Origin of the sequence: Streptomyces sp. CA-210063 (genome assembly GCF_024612015.1) — a bacterium.
GTDB lineage: Bacteria > Actinomycetota > Actinomycetes > Streptomycetales > Streptomycetaceae > Streptomyces.
In genome coordinates, this window is sequence record NZ_CP102512.1 from 9,869,267 (window position 1) to 9,892,883 (window position 23,617).

21 protein-coding genes are annotated in these 23,617 nt (G+C 70.7%); 4 read left to right on the forward strand and 17 right to left on the reverse strand.

What is annotated here, in order from left to right; all coding sequences use genetic code 11:
- Positions 1-286: 286 nt before the first annotated feature.
- Both JIX56_RS43305 and JIX56_RS43310 read left to right on the forward strand, forming a co-directional pair.
- Positions 287-1,771, forward strand: coding sequence for a purine-cytosine permease family protein (locus JIX56_RS43305; RefSeq protein WP_257549343.1), 1,485 nt, complete (start codon positions 287-289; stop codon positions 1,769-1,771).
- The gene (locus JIX56_RS43310; RefSeq protein ID WP_257549345.1) at positions 1,768-2,361 is read left to right on the forward strand and encodes a cysteine hydrolase family protein; all 594 of its coding nucleotides are present in this window, start codon (positions 1,768-1,770) and stop codon (positions 2,359-2,361) included. Before JIX56_RS43305 ends, JIX56_RS43310 begins: the two co-directional genes overlap by 4 nt.
- Here JIX56_RS43310 and JIX56_RS43315 read toward each other — a convergent pair.
- The gene (locus tag JIX56_RS43315) at positions 2,337-3,626 is read right to left on the reverse strand and encodes an alpha-L-fucosidase (protein ID WP_257549347.1); all 1,290 of its coding nucleotides are present in this window, start codon (positions 3,624-3,626) and stop codon (positions 2,337-2,339) included. The two genes, JIX56_RS43310 and JIX56_RS43315, sit on opposite strands and share 25 nt — an antisense overlap.
- Before the next feature lie 346 nt (positions 3,627-3,972).
- Here JIX56_RS43315 and JIX56_RS43320 point away from each other — a divergent pair, with 346 nt between their 5' ends.
- Positions 3,973-4,395 carry an SseB family protein gene (locus JIX56_RS43320; RefSeq protein ID WP_257549349.1) on the forward strand — a complete coding sequence of 141 codons (423 nt, stop codon included), beginning with the start codon at positions 3,973-3,975 and terminating at the stop codon, positions 4,393-4,395.
- A 40-nt stretch (positions 4,396-4,435) separates the two neighbouring features.
- On the opposite strand, the gene JIX56_RS43325 is transcribed toward JIX56_RS43320, so the two are convergent.
- From JIX56_RS43325 to JIX56_RS43365, 9 genes are read right to left on the reverse strand one after another with little or no spacing between them, the layout of a single operon-like run.
- The gene (locus JIX56_RS43325; RefSeq protein WP_443031978.1) at positions 4,436-5,788 is read right to left on the reverse strand and encodes an FAD-binding oxidoreductase; all 1,353 of its coding nucleotides are present in this window, start codon (positions 5,786-5,788) and stop codon (positions 4,436-4,438) included.
- A 20-nt stretch (positions 5,789-5,808) separates the two neighbouring features.
- Complete coding sequence (locus JIX56_RS43330) at positions 5,809-6,933, reverse strand: acyl-CoA dehydrogenase family protein (RefSeq protein ID WP_257549353.1); 1,125 nt, start codon at positions 6,931-6,933, stop codon at positions 5,809-5,811.
- Entirely contained in the window at positions 6,930-7,949 is a 1,020-nt protein-coding gene (locus JIX56_RS43335; protein ID WP_257549355.1) for an ABC transporter substrate-binding protein, read from the reverse strand. The genes JIX56_RS43330 and JIX56_RS43335 overlap by 4 nt, the downstream gene beginning before the upstream one ends.
- A 37-nt stretch (positions 7,950-7,986) precedes the next feature.
- Positions 7,987-9,087 carry an LLM class flavin-dependent oxidoreductase gene (locus JIX56_RS43340; protein ID WP_257549365.1) on the reverse strand — a complete coding sequence of 367 codons (1,101 nt, stop codon included), beginning with the start codon at positions 9,085-9,087 and terminating at the stop codon, positions 7,987-7,989.
- Between the two features lie 23 nt (positions 9,088-9,110).
- Positions 9,111-10,085, reverse strand: a complete 975-nt coding sequence (locus JIX56_RS43345; protein ID WP_257551451.1) for an ABC transporter substrate-binding protein — start codon at positions 10,083-10,085, stop codon at positions 9,111-9,113.
- Positions 10,086-10,093: 8 nt separating this feature from the next.
- Positions 10,094-10,840, reverse strand: a complete 747-nt coding sequence (locus tag JIX56_RS43350; protein ID WP_257549367.1) for an ABC transporter ATP-binding protein — start codon at positions 10,838-10,840, stop codon at positions 10,094-10,096.
- 5 nt (positions 10,841-10,845) lie between these two features.
- Complete coding sequence (locus tag JIX56_RS43355; RefSeq protein ID WP_257549369.1) at positions 10,846-11,718, reverse strand: ABC transporter permease; 873 nt, start codon at positions 11,716-11,718, stop codon at positions 10,846-10,848.
- Entirely contained in the window at positions 11,715-12,584 is an 870-nt protein-coding gene (locus tag JIX56_RS43360) for a sulfurtransferase (RefSeq protein WP_443031980.1), read from the reverse strand. The genes JIX56_RS43355 and JIX56_RS43360 overlap by 4 nt, the downstream gene beginning before the upstream one ends.
- Entirely contained in the window at positions 12,581-13,297 is a 717-nt protein-coding gene (locus JIX56_RS43365) for an alpha/beta hydrolase (RefSeq protein WP_257549371.1), read from the reverse strand. The genes JIX56_RS43360 and JIX56_RS43365 overlap by 4 nt, the downstream gene beginning before the upstream one ends.
- A gap of 337 nt (positions 13,298-13,634) precedes the next feature.
- On the opposite strand from JIX56_RS43365, the gene JIX56_RS43370 reads away from it, so the two are divergent.
- Complete coding sequence (locus JIX56_RS43370; protein WP_257549373.1) at positions 13,635-14,483, forward strand: LysR family transcriptional regulator; 849 nt, start codon at positions 13,635-13,637, stop codon at positions 14,481-14,483.
- 57 nt (positions 14,484-14,540) lie between these two features.
- Here the strand turns inward: JIX56_RS43370 and JIX56_RS43375 are convergent, their stop codons facing one another.
- From JIX56_RS43375 to JIX56_RS43405, 7 genes are all read right to left on the reverse strand, one after another.
- A complete protein-coding gene (locus JIX56_RS43375; RefSeq protein ID WP_257549375.1) occupies positions 14,541-14,942 on the reverse strand; it encodes a MarR family winged helix-turn-helix transcriptional regulator in 402 nt (133 codons plus the stop codon).
- 71 nt (positions 14,943-15,013) lie between these two features.
- Positions 15,014-15,367: a VOC family protein gene (locus JIX56_RS43380; protein WP_257549377.1), complete on the reverse strand. Its 354-nt coding sequence runs from the start codon at positions 15,365-15,367 to the stop codon at positions 15,014-15,016.
- A 217-nt stretch (positions 15,368-15,584) separates the two neighbouring features.
- Entirely contained in the window at positions 15,585-17,822 is a 2,238-nt protein-coding gene (gene glgB, locus JIX56_RS43385; RefSeq protein ID WP_257549379.1) for a 1,4-alpha-glucan branching enzyme, read from the reverse strand.
- 4 nt (positions 17,823-17,826) lie between these two features.
- On the reverse strand, positions 17,827-19,215 hold the full coding sequence (locus tag JIX56_RS43390; protein ID WP_257549381.1) for a maltokinase N-terminal cap-like domain-containing protein: 1,389 nt from the start codon (positions 19,213-19,215) through the stop codon (positions 17,827-17,829).
- 29 nt (positions 19,216-19,244) lie between these two features.
- Positions 19,245-20,963, reverse strand: a complete 1,719-nt coding sequence (treS, locus tag JIX56_RS43395; RefSeq protein WP_257549383.1) for a maltose alpha-D-glucosyltransferase — start codon at positions 20,961-20,963, stop codon at positions 19,245-19,247.
- Positions 20,960-22,975 (reverse strand): alpha-1,4-glucan--maltose-1-phosphate maltosyltransferase, encoded by a 2,016-nt coding sequence (locus JIX56_RS43400; protein ID WP_257549385.1) that lies wholly within the window; start codon positions 22,973-22,975, stop codon positions 20,960-20,962. The genes treS and JIX56_RS43400 overlap by 4 nt, the downstream gene beginning before the upstream one ends.
- A gap of 60 nt (positions 22,976-23,035) precedes the next feature.
- Positions 23,036-23,404, reverse strand: coding sequence for a DUF5133 domain-containing protein (locus JIX56_RS43405; RefSeq protein ID WP_257549387.1), 369 nt, complete (start codon positions 23,402-23,404; stop codon positions 23,036-23,038).
- Between the last annotated feature and the right edge of the window lie 213 nt (positions 23,405-23,617).

Consider the following 23,617-nt stretch of genomic DNA (forward strand, 5'->3'; position numbering starts at 1 on the left):
AGCAGTACCACCGCAGCGCCCGCGACTTGGGGCACCGCCACCGACGTACCGGCGAACAGCGCCCACCCCCGGTGTCGCCTTGTGTTGGCTCTTCCCTTCGATGCTGGCAGGTGCGGCAAACATGTGCAAAAGGTGCGTTGGGGAGTCGGTGGGACATTGTCGGCGGCCCGGTCTCCGCACCCCTACGGGTGCCACCTTGACGCCCCTGACCGGCGCACCTAGGTTCCCCTCGACGCGATCAGCGTGATCGGACGGACAGGTCCGCGATCAGACAGGCAGGTCGACGATGACGGACTCCAGCGCCCCCGACGGCACCGCCGCCGTCCGACCGCTCCAGGTGGAGACCCACGGCCTGGACGTGATCGGCGACGCCGACCGCAAGGGCACGCCACGCACCCTCTTCTGGCCCTGGTTCGGCGCCAACGTCTCCATCCTCGGCATGAGCTACGGCGCGTTCGCGCTCGGCTTCGGCATCTCCTTCTGGCAGGCCCTGACCGCCGGCGTCGTCGGCATCGTCTTCTCGTTCCTCCTCTGCGGCTTCGTCGCGGTCGCCGGCAAACGCGGCTCGGCACCCACGATGGTGCTCAGCCGGGCCGCGTACGGGGTGCGCGGCAACCGGCTGCCCGCGGTCGTCTCCTGGCTGCTCACCGTCGGCTGGGAGACCGTGCTGTGCGCGCTCGCCACCATGGCCACCGCCACCGTCTTCCGCCGGCTCGGCACGGGCGGCGGCACCGAGACCAAGGTGATGGCCCTCGTCCTGGTCGCCTCACTCGTCGTGGTGGTCGGCGTGATGGGCTTCGACCTGATCATGCGCTTCCAGACCGTGGTCACGGTGGTCACCGGAGTGCTGACGGTCGTCTACGTCGGACTGGTCGCCGACCACATCCACTGGAACACCGTCAGCGCCGTACCGGCCGGCTCCGCCCAGGAGTTCATCGGCGCCCTCGTCTTCATGATGACCGGCTTCGGCCTCGGCTGGGTCAACGCGGCGGCCGACTACTCCCGTTATCTGCCCCGCGACTCCTCCGGCCGGGGCGTGGTCGGCTGGACCACCTTCGGCGCCTCCCTCGCCCCGCTGCTCCTGCTGGTCTTCGGCCTGCTCCTCGCCGGCTCCTCGACCGAACTCAACGCGGCCATCGGCCTCGACCCCATCGGCGCGCTGACCACGCTCCTGCCCACCTGGTTCCTGATCCCCTTCGCCGCCGTCGCGGTGCTCGGCCTGGTCGGCGGCGCCGTCCTCGACATCTACTCCTCCGGCCTCGCCCTGCTCGCGGCGGGCCTGCGCGTGCCGCGCCCGCTGGCCGCGCTCGTCGACGGACTGCTGATGATCGCGGGAGCCGTCTACATCGTCTTCCTCGCCGACGACTTCCTCGGCCCGTTCATCGGCTTCCTCACCACCCTCGGCGTCCCCATCGCCGCCTGGTGCGGCGTCATGCTCGCCGACCTCCTGCTGCGCCGCCGCGACTACGCCGACGACGACCTGTTCCGCACGGACGGCCGCTACGGCGACCTCCCGCCGGGCCCCCTCCTCCTCACCCTCGCCGCCACCGCCCTCGGCTGGGGTCTCGTCACCAACTCGACGGCCGGCTGGCTGGACTGGCAGGGCTATCTGCTCGGTCCCCTCGGCCTCGGTGGCAGGAACGGCGACTGGGCCTACGCCAACCTGGGCGTCCTGATCGCCCTGGCGGCCGGCTTCCTCGGCACCCTGCTCCTCGCGCGCGGCCGGGTGCGCGCGCAGGAGACGGCGAGCGGCGCGGGGGCAAAGGCATGAGCACGGACGTGCCCCACGCCGACCCGGTCACACCACCCGGCCTGCTCGCCGTCATCGACATGCAACGCGTGTTCGCCGAGCCCGACAGCCCCTGGGCGACCCCACGCTTCGACGAGGCCGCGGCGGGCGTACGACGTCTGCTGCCGGCCTTCGCCGAGCGGACCGTGTTCACCCGCTTCCTCGCACCCGAGCACCCCGAGGGAGCCTGGCGGCCGTACTACGATCAGTGGCCCTTCGCGCTGCAGCCACCCGAAGCACGGCTCTGGCAACTCGTCGACGAACTCGCCGACGAGACAAGGGACTTGGTCGACGCCCCCACCTTCGGCAAGTGGGGACCGCACCTGGCCGCCCGCCTGGGAACGGACGGACGGCTGGTCCTGGCCGGGGTCAGCACCGACTGCTGTGTGCTGTCCACCGCCCTCGCGGCGGCCGACGCGGGCGTCGAGGTGCTGGTGGTCGCCGACGCCTGCGCGGGTGCGGACGACGAGTCGCACGCCAAGGCCCTGGATGTGCTGGACCTGTACCGGCCGCTCGTCCGGGTGGTGGCCGTCGACGAGGTCCTCGGTCAGTCGCGGCCCGCTCCCCGGTAGAGGTCCAGCTCCCCTTCCAACTCCACGGCGAGCACGGTCGCGTACGGGTCGAGGTCGGCCTCCGCGGGGGCGTCGATCCACGTCACGCCGGGCACGGCGTCGAGGCCGCCGATCACCTGGTGGCCCAGTTCCGTGCCCGTGCCGAGAACGGTGACCTTCTTGACGGGGTTGCGCAGCCCCCGCACCGCCACGGACTCACGCGGCACGTCGAAGCACATCAGGTACAGGGTGCGCCGGTCGGCGGAGAGGGTGCTGGGACCGTAGTGGTGCCCGGCGGGCACACCGGCGACCGATCCGTACACGGCGTCGGAGTGCCGCCCGATCCACGCGCCGAGCCCCTCCAGCCGCTCGACCTGCTCGGCGGGAATCGTCCCGTCCGCCCTCGGCCCGACGTCCAGCAGCAGATTGCCGCCCATGCCGATCGTCTCGGCGAAGTAACGCACCAGCTGCCGCACCGACTTGTAGTTGTCGTCCTGGTGCTGGAAACCCCAGGAGTCGTTGATGGTCAGGCACAACTCCCAGGGCCCGTCGGGCGCTTCGAGCGGCACCCCCTGCTCCGGGGTGGCGTAGTCGCCGTGGCTGAGCATCCGGGCGTTCAGGACCGTGTCCGGGTTCTCCGCGAGGATCAGCTCCGCCAACTCCCGTATCCGCCACTGCTGTTCGGTGCGCTCCCACTCGCCGTCGAACCACAGCAGATCGGGGTGGAACCGCTCGACCAGCTCGCCCACCTGGGCGTTCCGGTAGGCGAGGTAGCGGTCCCAGGCCGCCGGGTCCTCCTCGCCGCGTGCGGCGTGCGCGTAGGGGTTGGCGTCGTTGCCGCCCGGGTGGGTGTCCGGCCACTCGTCGATCTCGGTGTGGCGGATGCTCGCGTAGTCGGGGTGGTTCCAGTCGGAGTGCGAGTAGTAGAGGCCGACCTTGAGGCCCTGCTCGCGCAGCGCGTCGACGTACCCGGCGACCAGGTCCCGGCCCGCCGGGGTGCGCCGGACGACGCTCAGATCGCCCTGGGCGGTGTCCCACAGGGCGATGCCGTCGTGGTGCCGGGCGGTGAGCACCGCGTACTTCGCGCCGACCCGGGCGAACAACTCGGCCCAGGCCCCCGGGTCGTACGCGGACGCGGTGAAACCGTCGAGCTGTTTCATGTACTGCTCGTGCGTCACCTCGCCCCAGTAGAAGGACCAGGACTCCGGCACTCCGTCCACGGCGTAGATGCCGTAGTGGATGAAGATGCCCAGCTTGGCGGCGGGAAACCAGGGTTGCATGGCCATGCGGCCACGCTAGGCGGGGCGTCGGGGAGGGCGCGTGGGCGCCGGTCACCACTGGTGGTTCATTTTCCCCCTCGCGTTCGCAGGCTGCTCGATCCCGTACGCGTCTGTCATGTCCCTGTACCTTCCGCTCTGCAGAAGGTTTCAGGAATTTTCCGGTTCTTCTTGCAGGCCCCCTGACAGGGCGTCCCCTGAGTCCGCTAACCCTCTGATCCCTTGAGCCCCGCGCACATCAGGCGCATCGGCCCGGCACAGGAATGCTCGCGCTCCTGTCGGGTACGCGAGGGACGTCGCGCCCGGGTCGGACGCTGTCCCGGGCGGCCTTTTCCATCACTACCTGGGATCTTCCATGGACATACCCTCGAACAACCACCCCGCGCCCCAGGCCGCCTCGCCGGCCCAGCAGGCGCTGACCGTACTCGCCCGCGACACCCACGACACGGCCGCGCTGAACACGCTCGCCGACAGTGACGTGCTGGTGCCCGTACCGGACGACGCCGACGATGCGGCCGTGAGCGATCCGACGGCCGTGGCGCTGCCCGTCCTGGAGCAGGAGGGCGGCGAACAGGTCGTGCCGGTCTTCACCTCGGAACCGGCGATGGCCGAACTCCTGCCCTACGTGTCGCGCTACCGCCTGGTACCGCTGGGCGCCCTCGCCTCCCAGTGGCCGGCCGACGTCGACCTGTCCCTCACCATCGACGCCGGCTCCCCGCACGGCCTGACACTCGACGCCCACGACGTGGGCACCCTGCTGGGAGGACACGGCATCTGACCCGTACGGACAACCGACGAGGGAACGGCCCTCACGGCCCTCACAGCCCCTTCCCGGGGTTGAGGATCCCGTGCGGGTCGAACACCTCCTTGATCCGGCGCTGCAACCCGTGCGCGGCCGACCCCAGCTCCTCCGCCACCCACTGCCGCTTGAGCACCCCCACCCCGTGCTCCCCGGTCAGCGTGCCGCCCAGCCGCAGGGCCAGCGCGAAGATCTCACCCGCCGCCTCCCAGGCCGCGTCCGGCAGCTCCGGCAGCGCCGGGTCCACGACGACGATCGGGTGGAGGTTGCCGTCGGCGGCGTGCGCGACCGTGAACACCGGCACGTCGTGCCGTACGGAGATCGCGCGGATCTCCCGGACCGCCTCCGCCAGCCGGGAGCGCGGCACCGCGATGTCCTCGATCAACGGCCGCCCCAGCCGCTCCAGCGCCGGCAGCGCGAGACGGCGCGCGGCCAGCAGGGCCTCCGCCTCCGCCGGGTCGGAGGTCGTCTCCACCGTCGTCGCCAGCGGGCCGACCGCCCGGGCGACCACCTCCGCCTCGGCCGCCGCGCCCGCCCCGTCGCACTGCACCACCAGCAGGGCCGCACCCCGTTCCCGCAGCGCCGGATCGATCGCGTGCAGCACCGACCCGTCGACCAGCTCCGCGAGCGCCGGTACGACTCCGGCCCGCTGGATCGCGTACGAGGCCTCTGCGGCCGCCTCGAAGGTGTCGAAGTACGCGGCGAGCGTGGCCGTCGCCACCGGCACGGGCCGCAGCCGCAGCGTCGCCGACGTGATCACCCCGAGAGTGCCCTCCGAGCCGGTGAGCAGGGCCGTCAGGTCGTATCCGGTGACACCCTTGACCGTACGGCGGCCCGTGCGCACCACGGTGCCGTCCGCGAGCACCGCCTCCAGGCCCAGCACGCTGTCCCGGGTCACCCCGTACTTGGCGCAGCGCAGCCCGCCCGCGTTGGTCGCGATGTTCCCGCCGATCGTGGAGAGGGCCGCGCTCGCCGGGTCGGGCGCGTAGCGCAGACCATGCGGGCCGGCCGCGCGGTCCAGCTCGGCGGTGATCACACCGGGTTCGACGACCGCGAGCTGGTCGTCCGCCGACAGCTCCAGGATCCGGTTCATCCCGGAAAGGTCCAGAACGAGCGACCCTTCGCCCGCGCTCGCCCCGCCCGACAGGCCGGTGCCGGCCCCGCGTGGCACCACCGGCACCCGCAGGGCGTTCGCGTGCCGCAGGGTCACGATCACGTCCTCGGTCCGCCGGGCGTGCACCACGGCCGACGGAACCCCGTCCGGCCGGGTGCCCGAACGGTCGGTGGCGTGCGCGGCGAGCCCCGCCGGGTCGGTGGTGAGCCGGTCGAGCGGCAGATCACGGGCGAGCAGCCCCAGCAGCCGCGCGGACACGGTTGTCTCCGGTGCCGCCGTCACAGGCCCAGCGCCTTCGCGCCGATCGCGAGCAGTGCGATGTCCGCCTGCGGTGCGTGGACGGGCGCGCACTGGATGTCCCGGAAGTGCCGCTCCAGCGGATTGCCCCGCGCCAGCCCCGGATTGCCGAGCAACCGCACGGCCAGCTCCACCGCCCGCACCCCGTGCCGATCCGCCAAGGCCCTCGCACCGAGGGCCTGTTCGGGTGTGTACGACGAGTCACCCGCGTCGACCTTCGCCGCGCCGCCGAACACCAGCTCCTCGGCCGCCGTGAGCAGGAGCTCGATCTCCCCGGCGGTCGTACGGAAGCGTTCCGTACGGGCCACCGCATGCCCGAGACGGGCGGGCACCCGCTCATGGGCGAACGCGTGGAAGAACGCCTGCGCGGCCCGCGCCACCCCCAAGTACAGGGCGGCCAGCGGAAGATGGATCGCCGCGCCCGCCCGGTTGTCCTGCTCGGCGGCGGGCCCGTACGGCGTGAGCCCGATGACCTGTTCGTACGGCACCTGCACCGCCCGGAACGTCACGTCGTGGCTGCCACTGGCCCGCAACCCCAACTGGTCCCAGTCACCGGCGATCTCGATACCGGGCGAGCCGCCGGCCACCAGGAACGTGCCCACCCGCGGCTCGGCCTCCTCGGTGGTCGCCCACACCAGGAACCAGCCCAGCCCCTCCGCGCCCGTCACGAACCGCTTGGTGCCGCTGATCGCCCAGCCGTCGGCCGTCCGCCGGGCGCGCGTCGCGGGCAGCCCGCCCCGCGCGGGGGACCCCAACTCGGGCTCCACGCGCGCATGGTTGATCAGCACCGGCCCCTCCTCGGACTCCTTGAGGATCCGCGCGTACAGCTCCTCGGGCCAGTGCGGTTGTGCGGCCTGCCGGGCGTGCGCGACGAGCGTCATCGCCGAGATCAGGGCGACGGACGGATCGCCCCGCCCGAGGGCGTGCAGTATGCGGGCCGTCTCCTCCACCCCGGCGCCGCGACCGCCGTACCGCTCTCCGACGGTGGCGGTGAGCAGCCCGGCCTCGTGGACGACCTGGAGTGACTCGGCGGGGAAGTCGCCGGAGCGGTCGTACACGGGTGCCAGTTCGGCGAGACGGTCGATCACCTGTCGGCGGCTGCTCACAGGGCCTTCTCCAGATCGGCGTCGAGCGCCGTCGACCAGAACGACTTCACGTCCAACTTGGTCTTCAACGCGCCCAGTTCCGTGAACACGTCGGCGACCTCCTGCTGCGAGGCGATCGTGTCGTCGCCGACGGTCCGGGCCGCCGTCGGCCGCTGGGCCTGTGCGTCGAGCAGATCCTTCTTCGCCTGGGCGAGGGGCTGGTGCGTGGCCTCGGCGGTGATCTTCGCGAAGCCGTCCTCGTGCCCGTCCCGGACATACGCGTACGCCCGCGTGATCCGGGCGATCAGATCGGCGACCGCGGCCTTCTGAGCGGGGCTCTTCAGCACACTGTCCTTGGCCGACCACAGGAAGTTGCCCGACAGGATGTCCTTGCCGGAGCCGACCGTCGTGGCGCCCTGCTGGTGCGCGGTGATGATCGAGGTGCCGTAGGAGGCGAAGGCGTCGAGGCTGCCGCCGTTGAGGGCGGCGAGACCGTCGTTGGGCAGCAACGGCTTCGCGTCGATGTCGGACCACTCCAGGCCCGCCTGCCTCAGCAGCTCGTACAGGAAGTAGTGGGCGGTGGTGTTCTGCACATAGCCGACCCTCTTGCCCTTCAGGCCGGCGATGTCGGTGACCTTCGATCCCTTGGGGACGACCACCTCCTGGTTGAGGGTGGCGGCGCGCTGCACGGCGACGACCTTGAAGTTCGGTTCGCCGTCGGCCGCCGCGAAGATCGGCGGGATCTCACTGGAGGACGCCAGATCCAGGGCCCCGGCACGCATCGCCTGGAGCTGCTGGTCACCGCCCTGGAAGAGGTTCCACGTGACCTTGTACGGGGTGTCGTCGAGGCCGGCGTACTTCAGGATCGCCTCCTCGTTCTTCCAGCCGGTGGCACCGACTCTCAAGGTCACGGACGACAGGTCGGAGGAGGACGACGAGGAGAACGACGAGGACTCGGCCTCGGCGGAGGCGCCGCACGCCGCCGTGAGCGTCAGGAACAGAGCGGCGGCGGACGCGCGCAGGGTGCGCTGGAACACGGGATCTCCATGAGGGGGTGTCGCTGACCGGCGGAGGTCAGGCGGCCTGGGCGCCGGCGGCGCGATGGGCGAGTTCCTGCCGGACCAGCGGCAGGACATGGCGGGCGTAGTCGATGGCGTCGTTCAGCGGGTCGTAGCCCCGGATCGACAGCAGGTCGCAGCCGATGTCGACGTAGTCGAGCAGGGCCTTGGCGACCGTCTCCGGCGTGCCGACGAGGGCGGTCGAGGCCCCGGCCGCGTTGGTGGCGACCGCCGGCGCGGTCCACAGGCAGCGGTCGTGCACCTCCCCGCGCTCGGCGATGTCCAGCAGCCGCTGCGAGCCGACGTTCGCCGGGCGCCCACTGGTCCGGTAGTGCCGGAACGCGTCCGACGACGCCGACTCGGCCTGGAGCACGCCCAGCGTGCGGTGGGCCTTCTCCCAGGCCAGCTCCTCGGTGGGCGCGATGATCGGACGGAACGACACCCAGATACGTGGACGGGGGCGCCCCGCGGCGTCCGCGACCGCGTTCACGGCGGCGATCTGCTCCGCCGTCTCCTTCAACGGCTCGCCCCACAGCCCGAAGATGTCACCCTGCTGCCCGCCCACCCGATAGGCGTCCTGCGACGACCCGCCCACCGAGACCGGGATCAGCCCGTTCACCGGCTTCACATCGGAGTGGTAGCCCTCGAACCTGAAGTACTTGCCCTCGTGCGAGACGGGCCCGTCGGCCGTCCACACCTTCCTGAGCACCTGGATGTACTCGTCCGAACGCTCGTACCGCTCCGCCTTGTCGAGGTAGTCGCCCTCCCGCCGCTGCTCCTCGTCACTGCCCCCGGAGATGATGTGCAGCGACAGCCTGCCGTCGCTGATCCGGTCCAGGGTCGCGAGGGCGCGTGCCGCGTGCGTGGGGAAGATGACACCCGGCCGGTGGGCCAGGATCGGGCGGATTCGCTCGGTGTGCGTGGCCACGAACTGGGCCAGCTGGAGGGCGTCCGGGGACGCCGAGTGGTAGGCGACGAGGGTGTGGTCGAAGCCGCCGTCGTCCAGCGCACGTGCGTACGTGCGCAGATAGCCGGGGTCGAAGCCGGTACGCGCGCTCGCCGCGGGCCCGTTGACACCGGGGGCGGTGTGGACGGCGCTGATGAATTCCACGGGCATGGTGAACTCCCTTCACAAACCAGTCACTTGAGGACAGAGGTGTCGGCGGACTCGGCCACGTCGACGTTCGGTTCGAGGACCCCGATGCCGTTCATGAGATCGGCGACACCCTGGACCGTCCTGGTCACCTCGGCGTCGATCGGCAGGACCTGGCTGTACGCGGCCGACGCGAGCGTCTTCGCCACCGACTCGTCGGCGCCGTTGCGCTCCACGATGGCCTTCGCGTACGCGTCCTCGTGCGTGTCGGTCCACTTCAGGGCCGTACCGAGCCGCTTGAGGAAGTCGCCGAGCGCGGCCTTCTTCCCGGAGTCCGCGAGGGCCTGGTCGGAGGCGCCGATGAAGCCGTAACCGCTGACGCGGCCGTCGGCGCCGTCGACGAGCAGCTTGCCGCCCTGTTCCAGACCGACGGCCTGGTAGACGCCGAAGGTCGCCCACACCTTGATCCTCCCGGAGGCGAAGGCGGCCTGCGCGTCGGTCGGCAGCAAGTACTGGACCTTCACATCGGAGTACGTGAGCCCGTTCTCCTGGAGGACGTTGGCGAGCAGATACTCCGAGACGCTGCCCTTGGCCGAGGACACCACGACCTTCTGGCCCTTCAGGTCCTCGACGCTGTCGATGCCGGACCCCTCGCGGACGACGATCCCGACGTGCCGCCCGTCGTTCTTCAGCGCGGCGACCGTCTTGAACCTCACCCCGCCGCTGAGCGCCTGGAGGGCGGGCAGATCGGCCGAGTACGTGGTGTCGGCGGCGTTCGCCTGCACGGCCTGGTAGAGCGGGGCCGCGCCCTCGAACTCGGCCCACTTCACCTGGTAGTCGGCGCCCTCGAGCGCGCCCGAGGCGGCGAGAATGGTCTGGAGGGTCTTGGCCTGGTCGCCGATGGTCAGCGTGACCCGGCCGTTCTTCGACGAAGAAGCCTCCGCCGAGGAGTCCCCGCCACAGCCGGTCAGCGCCAGCAGGGCGGTGAGGCTCAGCGCGGCGGCCGTGATCCGGCGTATCACTGCGGGTGTCACGAGGGGGTTCCTTCCAAGGTGCGGTTCACGCCGAGCCAGGTCAGCAGGCGGGCGCGCAGGGAGACGAACTCGGGGGCGGTCAGATCACGGGGCCGGGGCAGATCGACGGTCAGCTCATGGGCGATTCGGCCCTCGTCCATGACCAGCACCCGGTCGGCGAGCAGCAGCGCCTCCTCCACGTCATGCGTGACCAGGAGGATCGCGCAGCCGTGCCGCTGCCACAGCTCGGCCACCAACTGCTGCACCCTGCCCCGGGTGAGGGCGTCGAGCGCGCCGAACGGCTCGTCCAGGAGCAGGAGTTCGGGCTCACGGACCAGTTCTCGGGCCAGCGAGACGCGCTGGGCCTGACCGCCGGAGAGCGTCTTCGGCCACACGGTCGCGCGGTCCGCGATACCGACCTCGTCCAGCGCCTTCGCGGCCACGGCCCGGTCGGGCCGTCCGGGCAGCCCGAGGACCACATTGCGCCAGACCTTCAGCCAGGGCAGCAGCCGGGGCGACTGGAAGGCCGCGCTGCGCCGGGCCGGTACGGTCACCTCGCCGCCGATCTCCTCGTCCAGCCCGGCGAGGATCCGCAGCAACGTCGACTTGCCGCAGCCGCTGTGCCCGAGCAGGGCCACGAACTCGCCCTCCCGGATGTCGAGATCGAGATCGTGCAGCACGGTGTGGCCGTCGAAGGCCCGCGAGAGCCCGCGTATCTCCACGCTGTTGGCCACGACAGGGCTGCCGGAGACGGTGGTGGTCATGGCGCTCACGCCTCCCCTTCGAAGTTGGCCCGCCAGGTCAGCAACCGGCGCGACAGGACGCGTACGGCGAAGTCGCAGGCCAGGCCGAGCAGCGCGTACACGGCGAGGCAGAGCACGATGACGTCCGTGCGGAAGTACTGCTGGGCGTTGCTCATCAGATGACCGAGTCCCGCGTCCGCGTTGATCTGCTCGGCGAACACCAGCGCCAGCCAGGCCGTCGACAGCGCGTACCGGAGCCCCACGAGAGCCCCGGGCAGCGCGCTCGGCAGGATCACGTAGGTGATCAGCCCCAGCCGCCCGAGCCCCATCATCCGTGCGGCCTCGACGAGTTGGGCGTCCGTGGAGCGGATCCCGCCGTAGATGTTGAAGTACAGCGGATACGTCACCCCGAGCGCGACCAGCGCGATCTTCGGCGTCTCCTCGATGCCGAACCACACGATGAACAGCGGGATCAGGCCCACCCACGGGATCGCGCGGAACATGCCCATCGAGGAGTCGATGACGTCCTCACCGAGCCGGAACAGCCCCGCGAGCAGCGACAGGGTCAGCGCGATGGTCGCCCCGATCAGGAACCCGGTGGCGGCCCGGCGCCCCGAGGCGGCGACGGCACTGGGGAGTTCACCGCTCTTCGTCAGCTCCACGGCCTGCTCGACGACATCCACGGGGGAGGCGAGGACCGACTCGGGGAGCAGCCCGGTCGCCGAGGTCAGGAACCACAGCAGGACCAGGCCGAGGGGACCGGAGGCACGGCGTACGGCGCGGGGGACGGTGAAGCGGCGCGCGGTCTTCGCGGTGCCACGGATGGTGACGCGGGTCGGCGTGGGCGCCGCGTCCGCGCGGGTCGGCCGCTGGGGCAGTACCAGTGGTTTCGTCGTCATGGCCGGCTTCCCTTCACGGCCGGGCGGGCCGGATCGGCGGACCAGGCGGACCAGGAGCCGGGGAAGAGCGTCGCCTCGAAACCGGCGATCGCGAGCGCGGCGATCTGATGGGCGGCGGTGACACCGGAACCGCAGTACACGCCGATGCGCTCCGCCTCACCGGCGCCCTTCGCCAGGAACCGCTCCCGCAGCTCCTCGGCGGACCGGAACGTCCCGTCGGCCGCCAGGTTCTCCCCGGTCGGCGCCGACACGGCCCCCGGAATGTGTCCGGCCCGCGGATCCACCGGCTCGACCTCACCCCGGTACCGTTCGGCGGCCCGCGCGTCCAACAGCAGCCCTGACGCGGCGAGTTCGGCGACCCCGTCGGCATCGGTCACCGGCAGCCCACCGGACCGCAGCACTACATCACCGGGCAACGGAGGGGTGGGCGTACCCGATTCCAGCTCCAGCCCGGCGGCTTTCCACGCGGCCAACGCCCCGTCCAGCAGCTTCACCTCGGTCACCCCGGCGAACCGCAACAGCCACCATGCCCGGGCCGCCGCCGCGTTGCCCAGATCGTCGTACACGACGACCGACCGGCCCTCCCCGACGCCCCAACGCCGTGCTGCGGCCCGCAGATCGGCGAGCTCGGGCAGGGGATGCCGCCCGCCCTCCGGACTCGGCGGCGCGGCCAGCTCCGTGTCGAGGTCGACGTACACCGCGCCCGGTATGTGCCCGGCCGCGTAGTGCTCCCGGCCATGAGGATCACCGAGCGCCCACCGCACATCGAGCAGCACGGGCGGGTGCTCGGAGTGGAGCAGGGCGTCCAGCTCGGCGACGGACGTGGTGACGCGGCTGATGGGGGTGGTCGAGGTTCGCGTGCTCACGACGGACCCGCCGCGATGACCGGCAGCTCGGGGGAGAGACGGAGCCGCTCCAGGAAGAGGACGACCACGGAGGCGGCCGTACGGTGCAGGGCGTCGTTGAGGACGTCGTGCCGACCGCCGTCGAAGGTCACGGTCCGTACGGCGGGGTGGCCCGCGTAGGCGTTCCGTGCCCCGTCGAGCGGGCTGATGGCGTCGTCCGTGCCGTGCAGCGCGAGCACGGGGACGTCCACGAGATCCAGGCGCAGTTCCGGCAGTTCCTCAGGGGTCTCGTCGAGCGCGCCCCGCCGGAAGCCGGGGTCGTGCGCGAGCCGGCCCTGATGGGTGGGGCACGCGGTCCGCGCCGCGACCTCGGTCTCCCAACTCCCGGACACCCAGGGCCCGATGGGCAGACCGGCCAGGATCAGCGCGTCGAGGCCCGTGGTCTGCTCGGCGGCGAGATGTACGGCGTAGCGGGCGCCCGTGTCGGAGCCGACCAGCACCTTCGGGCCGGGCAGCGACTCGTCGGCCAGGAGCTTGGCCGCCTCGTCGAGGACGGAGGGGTCGGCGGTCGGGTCGCCGAGCGCGCGGACCCGGTAGGCGTCGAAGGCGAGACGGCGGCCGAACCGTTCGTACACGCCGCCGTGCTCACCCCGCCCGGCGAGCACGATGAGCGTGCCGCGCGCGGCGAGACCTTCGGGTTCGTCCCAGGACGAGGACAGTGTGGAGGAGGGCATGGGGAAGCAACTCCCGTATCAGGGCAGGGAAAAGGGGCCGAGGACCGCACGGGCGGAAGGCCGGGCGGACACGTGTCGGTTCAGTGAGGGCACACGCGAGGTGAGCGCGGCGAGAACGCCGGAGACCGGCGGCGGGGGATCAGCGAATCAACGACAGCGCGCGCTGCACGCCACGCCGAAGTCGATGACTCGGCGCTGCGTCAGAAAGGCAGCAGAGGCGGTCGCGGGAATCATGCGTTCATCATGACCGGCGGTGCGGTGTCACGTCCAACGACGATTCCGTATCGAAACCGATCAGGAATCGCGATCGATGGCCGGTGGCGGCTACCGTCGCCGCATGCCCCAACCTGTCCTCGACATCGTGGCCCTGCGCAGCCTGACCGCGATAGCCGACTGCGGCGGCTTCCACCGCGCGGCCCGCTCCCTCACCCTCAGCCAGTCCGCGGTGAGCCAGCATGTGCGCAGGCTGGAGAAGACCCTCGGCCGTCCGATCGTCGAACGCGAGGGCAGAGGCACCCGTTTCACCCCGGACGGCCGTCTCCTCGTCGAGCAGGCCCGCCGCATCCTCGCCGTCCACGACGAAGCCGTACGCGCCCTGCTCGACGTCGATGTCGACACCGTCACCATCGGCTCCACCGAACACGCGGCCGACCAGTTTCTGCCCCGGCTCACCGCGGCCGTACAGGGGGTGCGTCCCGGCTGCCGGGTGCGGTTCCGCATCGACCGCTCGGCGCGGCTCGTCGAGGCCGTGGAGCGGGGGAGCGTCGATGTCGCGGTGTACGTCACCGAGGCGGCCGCGACCGAGGGCACCCCTGTCGGCGGACTGCCTTTGACCTGGCACGCCACGCCCGGCTGGGAGGCCCCCGCCGCGCCTGTCCCGGTGCCGCTGGTGGCCGTCGAGGACCCGTGCGCGATCCGCCGTCGGGCCATCGCGACGCTCGCCGCGCACGGCGTCCCCGCCACGGTCGTCGGCGACGCCGGCTACCTCGCCGGTGTCCTCGACATCGCCCGCACCGGCCAGGGTGTCGCCCTCCTCGCCGCCGTCGGTCCCGCCCCGGACGGGCTCACCCCGTACGCCGGACTCCCGCCGGTCACTCCCATCCCGATGAGCGCCCTCGCCCGTCCCGGCGCCGACCGGGCCACGGTGGAGGCCGCCTTCGAGGCCGTACGGGGACTGCTGCGCTGAAGGGCCGTACGAGACATACGGCCCTTCAGGTGGTGTGGATCAAGCCACGGACGGACGTCAGCCCCGCCGCAACATGCGGGCCAGGACGTCGCGCTGGAGGGGCAGTACCTCGGCGTGCAGGTCGCGGCCCTTGGCGGTGAGGGTGACCCACACCCCGCGCCGGTCCTCCACGCACATCGACCGCTCCACCAGGCCGTCCTTCTCCAGGCGCCCGATCAGCCGGGACAGCGCGCTCTGGCTGAGGTGGACCTTCTCCGCGATGTTCTGCACGCGGCAGAGGTCCCCGGCCGCCGTGGCCGCGGCCATGCCGGACGCGAGGATGTCGAGCACCTCGAAATCGCTGGCGCCGAGGCCGTGCGGGTGCAGTACCCGGTCGATCTCGCACATCGTGCGGGCGTGCACGGAAAGGATGTCCCGCCACTGGTCCTCGAGCCGGGCACCGGCCGTGTTCGCTGCCATATGTGCACGGTAACAGAGGACCCGACGATTATTTCCTGTGCAACTACTGCAGGTGCAATCACCGCGTCCCGCTACTCGGCGGCGGTGTCCTGGAGGAGCCCGACCAGGTTTCCGTCCGTGTCCTTCACCGAGGCGATCAGCCGGCCGCCACCCACGTCGTGGACGTCCTCCAGCGTCTCCGCACCGGCCCCCAGCAGCCCCGCGAGCGTCGCCCGGATATCGGTGACGTGCCAGTACGGCACCGGGCCCGTCATCCCCTTCGCATGGCCGTTGGGGTCCAGGCCCACGTCCTGCCCCGCGTCCTTGAACCCGACGTAGTACGGGGTGTCCGCATACGGCTCAACCTCCAGCAGGGCACTGAACAGCGCTTTCGCCTGAGCGAGGTCCTTGACGGGATAGATGATGGTCTTGAGTCCGGCGGTCATGGCGTACTCCTCCGCGGTTGTGTCGGTCGCTGGGATCTGTCGTCCACGCTAGGCCGGGGCAGCGCCGACCGGCTTCTCCGATCCTGACCAGTGACACCCGAGCCCCTGAAAGGGGCGCGGGGAACTGCGCGAGAAAGCCCCACCGGACCCGCGGCCGGGGGCCGAAGGGGCGCAGCCCCTGGGGATGGGAACGGGCAGGGGCGGCGGGGGCGGAAAACTAGGCCGGGCGGAGCCAGATCGTGGCCAGCGGAGGCAAGGTCACGCGGACACTGGCCGGCCGTCCGTGCCAGGCGTGGAGCTCGGCCTCGACGGGGCGGGGGTTGGTGACGTCGCTCCCTCCGTAGGCGGCGGCGTCCGTGTTCAGCACCTCCTGCCACGCCGCGACATCCTCAGGCACCCCGAGGCGGTAGCCCTCCCGGACCACAGGGCTGAAGTGGGAGACGGCCAGCAAGGGCGTGCCGTGCGCGTCGAAGCGCAGAAACGCGAAGACGTTGTCCTCGGCCGCGTCCCCGCTCACCCACCGGAAGCCGGCCGGGTCGGTGTCCCGCTGCCAGAGGGCGGGGGTGTGGCGGTAGGTCGTGTTGAGGTCGCGGACGAGGTCGCGTACGCCCCGGTGGTCCGCTTCGGCGCCGTAGGCGGGGTCCAGGAGCCACCAGTCAGGGCCGTGCGGCTCCGACCACTCCGCGCCCTGGGCGAACTCCTGGCCCATGAAGAGGAGTTGCTTGCCGGGGTGGGCCCACATGAAGCCGAGATACGCGCGGTGGTCGGCCCGCCGCTGCCACCAGTCACCCGGCATCTTCGACACCAACGCCTGCTTCCCGTGCACGACCTCGTCGTGCGAGATGGGCAGGACGTAGTTCTCGCTGTACGCGTACATCATCGAGAACGTCATCTCGTTGTGGTGGTACTTGCGGTGCACCGGCTCGTGCTCGATGTAGCCCAGCGAGTCGTGCATCCACCCCATGTTCCACTTCAGCCCGAAGCCCAGACCGCCGCTGTCCGTCGGGCGGGTCACGCCGTCCCAGGCCGTGGACTCCTCCGCGATGGTCACCACCCCCGGCGCCCGCCGGTACACGGTCGCGTTCATCTCCTGGAGGAAGGCGACCGCGTCGAGGTCCTCGCGTCCGCCGAACACATTGGGAGACCACTGACCGGAGTCACGCGAGTAGTCGAGGTAGAGCATCGACGCGACCGCGTCCACCCGCAGCCCGTCGACGTGGAACTCCTCGCACCAGTACACGGCGTTCGCCACCAGGAAGTTGCGTACCTCGGTACGGCCGAAGTCGAACTCGTACGTCCCCCAGTCCGGATGCTCGGCCCGCCGTGAGTCCCCGGGTTCGTACAGGGGCTCCCCGTCGAAGCGGGCGAGCGCCCAGTCGTCCTTGGGGAAATGGGCCGGCACCCAGTCCACGATCACGCCGATACCGGCCCGGTGGAGCGCGTCGATCAGATACTTGAAGTCGTCGGGAGTGCCGAGGCGTGAGGTGGGCGCGTAGAAGCCGGTGACCTGGTAGCCCCAGGAGCCGCTGAACGGGTGCTGGGCGACCGGCATGAGCTCCACGTGGGTGAAACCGAGATCGGAGACGTACTCCGGGAGTACGTCAGCAAGTTGACGATACGTCAGTCCGGGTCGCCAGGACGGCAGATGGATCTCGTAGACGGAGAACGGCGCCTCGTGCACCGGAGTGTCCCCGCGCCTGGCCATCCACTGCGCGTCGCCCCACTCGTAGTGCGACGCCGTGACGATGGACGCCGTCGCCGGGGGCATCTCGGCCTGGCGTGCCATCGGGTCGGCCTTGAGGAAGCGGTGGCCGTGCCGGGAGGTGATCTCGAACTTGTAGCGGGCGCCCTCACCCACCCCCGGCAGGAACAGCTCCCAGACCCCGGACGAACCGAGGGACCGCATCGGGAACGCCGTCCCGTTCCAGCAGGCGAAGTCCCCGGCGACACGCACCCCTTGGGCGTTCGGCGCCCACACCGTGAACCGGGTGCCGGTCACGCCCTGGTGGGTCATCGGCTCGGCCCCGAGCGCCTTCCACAGCTGCTCGTGCCGCCCCTCACGGATCAGATGCAGATCCAGTTCGCCGAGCGCCGGCAGGAAACGGTACGGGTCGTGGATCTCGTGGTCGACGTCCTCGTACGACACGAACAGCGTGTACGCGGGGACGGCGTCGAGCGGCAGCAGGACGGAGAAGAGGCCGTCACCCTCCGAGGCGAGATAGGTGCGCTCGCCGTCGATCACGACGCTCACCGCATGGGCGTACGGGCGCAGGGCCCGTACGGCGATCCCGCCCGGCACAGGGTGGGCGCCTAGCAGGGCGTGCGGGTCGTGGTGGGCGCCGGAGAGCAGACGCGCACGGTCGTCGGGGGCCAGGGGAGGGGCGGGCACGGTCAGCCGGGGCCTGCGCGGGGGCGGGCCCGCCGCCTCGGGGGAAGTGGTGTCGCGCAGGGCCACGGTGTCAGTCTCCTCTCACGGCGAGTCGCTCGATCGCCGCCATCGGTACGGGAAGCCAGTCGGGGCGGTGCCGGGCCTCGTAGAGGACCTCGTACACGGCCCGGTCCGTCTCGTAGGCGCGCAGCAGACCGTGTTTCTTGCGCGGGTCCCAGCCGGCGCGGGCGGCATAGCCCGCGCAGTAGGCCTCACGGCAGCGGCGCGCCCACTCCGGGCGCCAGGGGCGGCGCTGCCGGGCGGCATAGTCGAAGGAGCGCAGCATCCCGGCGATGTCCCGCACCGGGGACTGCGTGCCGCACCGCTCGGCGAGCGGACGGGACGGCTCTCCCTCGAAGTCGATCACGAACCACTCCCGGCCGGCCCGCAGCACCTGACCCAGGTGCAGATCGCCGTGGATGCGCTGGGCGGGCGGCCCGACATCGCAGGAGAGCAGGGCGCGGAAGGCCGTGCGCAGACCGGGGACGAACGGCTGCAGCGCCGGTACGCAGCGCGCGGCGACGTCCAGCCGCTCGGTCATCGCGGCCGCCGTCCGCCCGTTCTCGTCATGGGGCCCGGAGGGGAAGGCCGAGGCCAGCGCGAGGTGCACCTCCGCCGTGGCCCGCCCCAGCTCACGGGCCTGCGCCGTGAAGTCGTTCCCGGTGGCGAGCGCGCCGAGCGCCAGCGTCCAGCCGTCGGACGCGTCGGGCAGGAACGGCTGCAGCACACCGAGCGTCGCCGGGAACGGATCGGTCGTCCGGAACCAGGCCACCGGAGCGGGCACCCGCCCACACCCCTGACCGGCCAGCGCGTCCGGCACCTCCAGATCGGGGTTCACACCGGGCTGGATGCGCCGGAAGACCTTCAGGATGTACGCGTCCCCGTACACCAGCGAGGAGTTGGACTGCTCGGCGTCCAGCAGCCGCGGCGCCAGCCCGGCCGGTACCCGTACGTCCGGGTCCGCCTCGAAGCACAACGGGCCCGCCGTACCGGGGTGCCGCAGCCGGTCGAGGAGCAACTGGGCCGAGCGAGGGTCATACAGCGCGTCGTACACCGTCAGACCGGCGAGCGGCCCCTCATGGGCCTGCCCGATGAGCGCCCGGCTCAGGCGCGGCACCAGATGTTCGCGCACACCGAGCAGCAGTTGGTAGCAGTCACCGTCGAGGGGGGTGCCGTCGGGCGCGGGCACCCCGCAGTGGCCGGGGTGACTCGGCTGACCGGTGTGCACGAGCAGGTGCAGACAGCCCGGATACAGCTCGGTCATCGACAGCAGGGCGAGATCCGTGACCGGCCGGTCCTTGCCGGCGAACCAGCGCTGCCTCGGCAGCCACTCGCGCAGCAGTCCGGCGAGCGAGGTCATGAGGTCGGCGGCGACCCCGTCGCTGCTCGGCCGGAGCAATGCGGTTGCGGTCTTCGGCATGGTGACGCGTCCTTTCGCCGGCCCACGCTTCAACGCCCTCGGGCAGCGCGGGAGAGGACTCGGGAGAGCCGGAACCAGTAGAAGCCGTGGCCCGCGAGGGTGAGCAGATAGGGCAGTTCACCGATGGCGGGGAAACGGACGCCGCCGATGAGTTCGACGGGGTGGCGTCCTTCGTAGGCGCGCAGGTCGAGTTCGGTGGGCTGCGCGAAGCGCGAGAAGTTGTTCACGCACAGCACCAGGTCGTCTTTGTACTCCCGGAGATACGCCAGCACGGCGGGGTTGGACGACTGCAATTCGGTATAGGTCCCGAGGCCGAACGCCGTGTTCTGTTTCCGGATCTCGATCATCCGGCGGGTCCAGTGGAGCAGCGACGAGGGGGAGGACATCGACGCCTCGACGTTCGTCACCTGGTAGCCGTAGACCGGGTCCATGATCGTCGGCAGGTAGAGGCGTCCGGGATCGCAGGAGGAGAAGCCCGCGTTGCGGTCGGGCGTCCACTGCATCGGGGTGCGTACGGCGTCGCGGTCGCCGAGCCAGATGTTGTCGCCCATGCCGATCTCGTCGCCGTAGTAGAGGATCGGCGAGCCGGGGAGGGACAGGAGCAGGGCGGTGAACAGCTCGATCTGGTTGCGGTCGTTGTCGAGGAGTGGGGCGAGCCGGCGCCTGATGCCGATGTTGGCGCGCATACGCGGGTCTTTCGCGTACTCCGCGTACATGTAGTCGCGTTCTTCGTCGGTGACCATTTCGAGGGTCAGCTCGTCGTGGTTGCGCAGGAAGATGCCCCACTGGCAGTTCGACGGAATGGCCGGGGTCTTGGCGAGGATTTCCGAGACCGGATAGCGCGATTCCCTCCGTACGGCCATGAAGATGCGTGGCATCACCGGGAAATGGAAAGCCATGTGGCATTCGTCGCCGCCGCTCCGGAAGTCGCCGAAGTAGTCGACCACGTCTTCCGGCCACTGGTTCGCCTCCGCGAGGATGACCGTGTCCGGGTACAGCGCGTCGATCTCCCGGCGGACGTGCTTGAGGAACGCGTGGGTGGCCGGCAGGTTCTCGCAGTTGGTGCCTTCCTCCTGGTAGAGGTAGGGGACGGCGTCGAGGCGGAAGCCGTCGATGCCCAGGTCCAGCCAGAACCTGAGAGCGGCCAGCATTTCTTCTCGGACAGCGGGGTTCTCGTAGTTGAGGTCCGGTTGGTGGGAGAAGAACCGGTGCCAGAAGTACTGCTTGCGGACGGGGTCGAAGGTCCAGTTGGAGGCTTCGGTGTCGACGAAGATGATGCGGGCGTCCTGGAACTGCTTGTCGTCGTCGGCCCAGACGTAGTAGTCGCCGTAGGGGCCGTCGGGGTCTTTCCTCGATTCCTGGAACCACGGGTGCTGGTCGCTGGTGTGGTTCATGACGAAGTCGATGATGACGCGCATGCCGCGTTGGTGGGCGGCGTCGACGAATTCCACGAAGTCGGCGAGGTCACCGAATTCGGGGAGGACGGCGGTGTAGTCGGAGACGTCGTAGCCGCCGTCCCTGAGGGGTGATTTGAAGAAGGGCGGGAGCCAGATGCAGTCGATGCCCAGCCACTGGAGATAGTCGAGTTTGGCGGTCAGGCCCTTGAGGTCGCCGATGCCGTCGCCGTTGCTGTCCTGGAAGGAGCGGACGAGGACTTCGTAGAAGACGGCGCGTTTGAACCAGTCCGGGTCCCGGTCCTTCTGCGGAGTGTCCTCGAAGGTGTCCGGGATGGGTGCGTTCATGGTCATGGCGTACCTGACCCTCCGATCTGCGACGAGGAGGACGAGCTCTCGGCGTGGAGCTGGACGTGGAAGACGTGTGCGGGCGCCCGTCCGGGTGTCAGGCACACGTAGTTCGTCCTTCCCCAGCGGTGGGTCTCGCCTGTCAACTCGTCGCGTACTGGCACGTTTTCGTCCATGCCGAGGCCGAGTTCCGCCATGTCGAGCGAGACCCAGGCCGCCTGGGTGTGATGGGGGTCGAGGTTGACGACCACCACGACCGCGTCCGAGCCCGCACGCTTGCTGTACGCGATCACCGCGTCGTTGTCGGTGTGGTGGAAGCGCAGGTTCCTGAGCGCGTGCAGGGCGGGGTGGCGCCGCCTGATGTCGTTGAGCGCGGTGATGAGGGGCGCGATCGTACGTCCGTCTTGTTCGGCTGCGTCCCAGTCGCGTGGGCGGAGTTGGTACTTCTCCGAGTCGAGGTACTCCTCGCTGCCGGGTTTGAGCGGGGTGTTCTCGCACAGTTCGTAGCCGGAGTAGACGCCCCAGGTCGGCGAGAGCGTCGCGGCCAGCACCGCGCGCAGCTCGAAGGCCGGCCGTCCGCCGTTCTGGAGGAAGGCGTGGAGGATGTCGGGGGTGTTGACGAAGAAGTTCGGCCGCATATAGGCGGCCGCCTCACCCGCCAGCTCCGTGGCGTACTCCGTCAGCTCCTGTTTGCTGTTGCGCCAGGTGAAGTAGGTGTAGGACTGCTGGAAGCCGGTCGCGGCCAGGGTGTGCATCATCGCGGGGCGGGTGAAGGCCTCGGCCAGGAAGATGACGTCCGGGTCGGTGGCGTTGATGTCGGCGATCACCTGTTCCCAGAAGACGACCGGTTTGGTGTGGGGGTTGTCGACGCGGAAGACGCGGACCCCGTGGTCCATCCAGTGCCGCAGGATCCGGGTGGTCTCGGCGATGAGGCCGGGCATGTCGGCGTCGAAGGCGATGGGGTAGATGTCCTGGTACTTCTTCGGCGGGTTCTCCGCGTAGGCGATCGTGCCGTCGGGGCGGTGGTGGAACCACTCGGGGTGTTTCTGCACCCAGGGATGGTCCGGGGAGCACTGCAGGGCGAAGTCCAGGGCGACTTCCAGGCCCAGTTCCTGTGCGCGGGCGACGAAGTGGTCGAAGTCCTCGAGGGTGCCCAGGTCGGGGTGGATGGCGTCGTGGCCGCCTTCGGGGGAGCCGATGGCCCAGGGGACGCCGACGTCGTCGGGGGTGGGGGAGAGGGTGTTGTTGCGGCCCTTGCGGAAGGTGGTGCCGATCGGGTGGATCGGTGGCAGGTAGACGACGTCGAAGCCCATGGCGGCGATCGCGGGCAGGCGGCGGGCGGCGGTACGGAAGGTTCCGTGGGGCTGCTCGGGGGTGCCCTCGGAACGCGGGAAGAACTCGTACCAGGACCCGAACAGCGCCCGTTCCCGCTCGACCAGCAGGGGCAACGGTTCGCTGGAGGTGACCAGTTCGCGCAGGGGATGGCGGGTGAGGACCTCCTCCACCTCCGGCGCCAGCGCCGCCGCCAGACGGTCGACGACCGGAAGAGTGTCGTCGCGGAGTTTTCCGACGGCCGTCAACAGGGCGAGGTGCCCGTCGCCCTCCGGCACCCCGGCGGCGGCGCGCGCGTACAGCTCGGCGCCCTCCTCCAGGACGAGTCCGGGGTCGATACCGGCCGGGATCTTGATGTGGGCATGGTGGCGCCAGGTGGCGATCGGGTCGCTCCAGGCCTCCACGCGGTAGGTCCACCGGCCCACGGAGGTGGGGGTGACGCAGGCGCCCCAGCGGTCGGTGCCCCGGGCGAGCTCGCGCATCGGGGTGCACGGGGCCGGGCGGCCCTCCGGGTCCTTGAGCACGACATGGGCGGCGACCACGCCGTGCCCCTCCCGGAAGAGCGTCGCGGTGACCTCGAAGGTCTCGCCGACGACCGCCTTCGCGGGACGCCTGCCGCACTCGACGAGCGGGCGGACGTCCCGGATGGGGACGCGGCCGATGGCCGGGGCCGGGGTCGGGCTCATGGGTCTCACCTCCGCCGTGCTCGGGGATCGGCGCTACGCCGAACGGGTACTGAACGGGTCCTACCGCCCTGCCTTGGAACGCCGGCCGGACGGTGGACCCCGCCTGGCCGCACGGCCCTGGCGGCGCTGGCCGCTCTGCTCCTTGCGGGCCGCGCCCGGTTGCTCCTTGCGGGTCTGGCCGGACTGGTCCTGCTTGAGGTGGCCGGTCTGTTCCTGGAGGTAGGCGGGCAGGCTCGTCTGGAGATAGCGCTCGGCGGCCGTCACGGCCTCGCGGGCGCAGCGCTTGCCCATCAGCACGCACAGCGTGTATCCCGAGTCCTCGAAGTTCTCCCGGGCCGTGCGGTCGGTCGGGGACGCGAGCATCACCCGTTCCCAGGTGCGGTAGCGCCGCAGCTGTCTGGCCACCTCGTTCTTGGCGGGCAGCAACATGTGCTGATCACCTCCCGGCACTCTCGGTGGAGCACGCTTCCCGGGGGAGGTCGTGCGCTGAGGGGCACCGACGCCTCGCGGAGCCGATGCTTCACTCATGGTGCACGGGCAACCACCCACCGTCTTGTTGGCTCTTCAACTACCTCGGGAGTCGCTCGTGTTGCACGAATGGCGTAGCCCTCCCACTCTGGAGCTGACTCAGAAGAGATCGGT

Coding starts and splice junctions, on each gene's coding strand:
- JIX56_RS43375 (WP_257549375.1), bottom strand. CDS start 14,942: ATGGCAGCGAACACGGCCGGTGCCCGGCTCGAGGACCAGTGGCGGGAC.
- JIX56_RS43350 (WP_257549367.1), bottom strand. CDS start 10,840: ATGACCACCACCGTCTCCGGCAGCCCTGTCGTGGCCAACAGCGTGGAG.
- JIX56_RS43365 (WP_257549371.1), bottom strand. CDS start 13,297: ATGCCCTCCTCCACACTGTCCTCGTCCTGGGACGAACCCGAAGGTCTC.
- JIX56_RS43320 (WP_257549349.1), top strand. CDS start 3,973: ATGGACATACCCTCGAACAACCACCCCGCGCCCCAGGCCGCCTCGCCG.
- JIX56_RS43340 (WP_257549365.1), bottom strand. CDS start 9,087: ATGCCCGTGGAATTCATCAGCGCCGTCCACACCGCCCCCGGTGTCAAC.
- JIX56_RS43305 (WP_257549343.1), top strand. CDS start 287: ATGACGGACTCCAGCGCCCCCGACGGCACCGCCGCCGTCCGACCGCTC.
- JIX56_RS43315 (WP_257549347.1), bottom strand. CDS start 3,626: ATGGCCATGCAACCCTGGTTTCCCGCCGCCAAGCTGGGCATCTTCATC.
- JIX56_RS43310 (WP_257549345.1), top strand. CDS start 1,768: ATGAGCACGGACGTGCCCCACGCCGACCCGGTCACACCACCCGGCCTG.
- JIX56_RS43380 (WP_257549377.1), bottom strand. CDS start 15,367: ATGACCGCCGGACTCAAGACCATCATCTATCCCGTCAAGGACCTCGCT.
- JIX56_RS43390 (WP_257549381.1), bottom strand. CDS start 19,215: ATGCCGAAGACCGCAACCGCATTGCTCCGGCCGAGCAGCGACGGGGTC.
- JIX56_RS43370 (WP_257549373.1), top strand. CDS start 13,635: ATGCCCCAACCTGTCCTCGACATCGTGGCCCTGCGCAGCCTGACCGCG.
- JIX56_RS43405 (WP_257549387.1), bottom strand. CDS start 23,404: ATGTTGCTGCCCGCCAAGAACGAGGTGGCCAGACAGCTGCGGCGCTAC.
- JIX56_RS43355 (WP_257549369.1), bottom strand. CDS start 11,718: ATGACGACGAAACCACTGGTACTGCCCCAGCGGCCGACCCGCGCGGAC.
- JIX56_RS43400 (WP_257549385.1), bottom strand. CDS start 22,975: ATGAGCCCGACCCCGGCCCCGGCCATCGGCCGCGTCCCCATCCGGGAC.
- treS (WP_257549383.1), bottom strand. CDS start 20,963: ATGACCATGAACGCACCCATCCCGGACACCTTCGAGGACACTCCGCAG.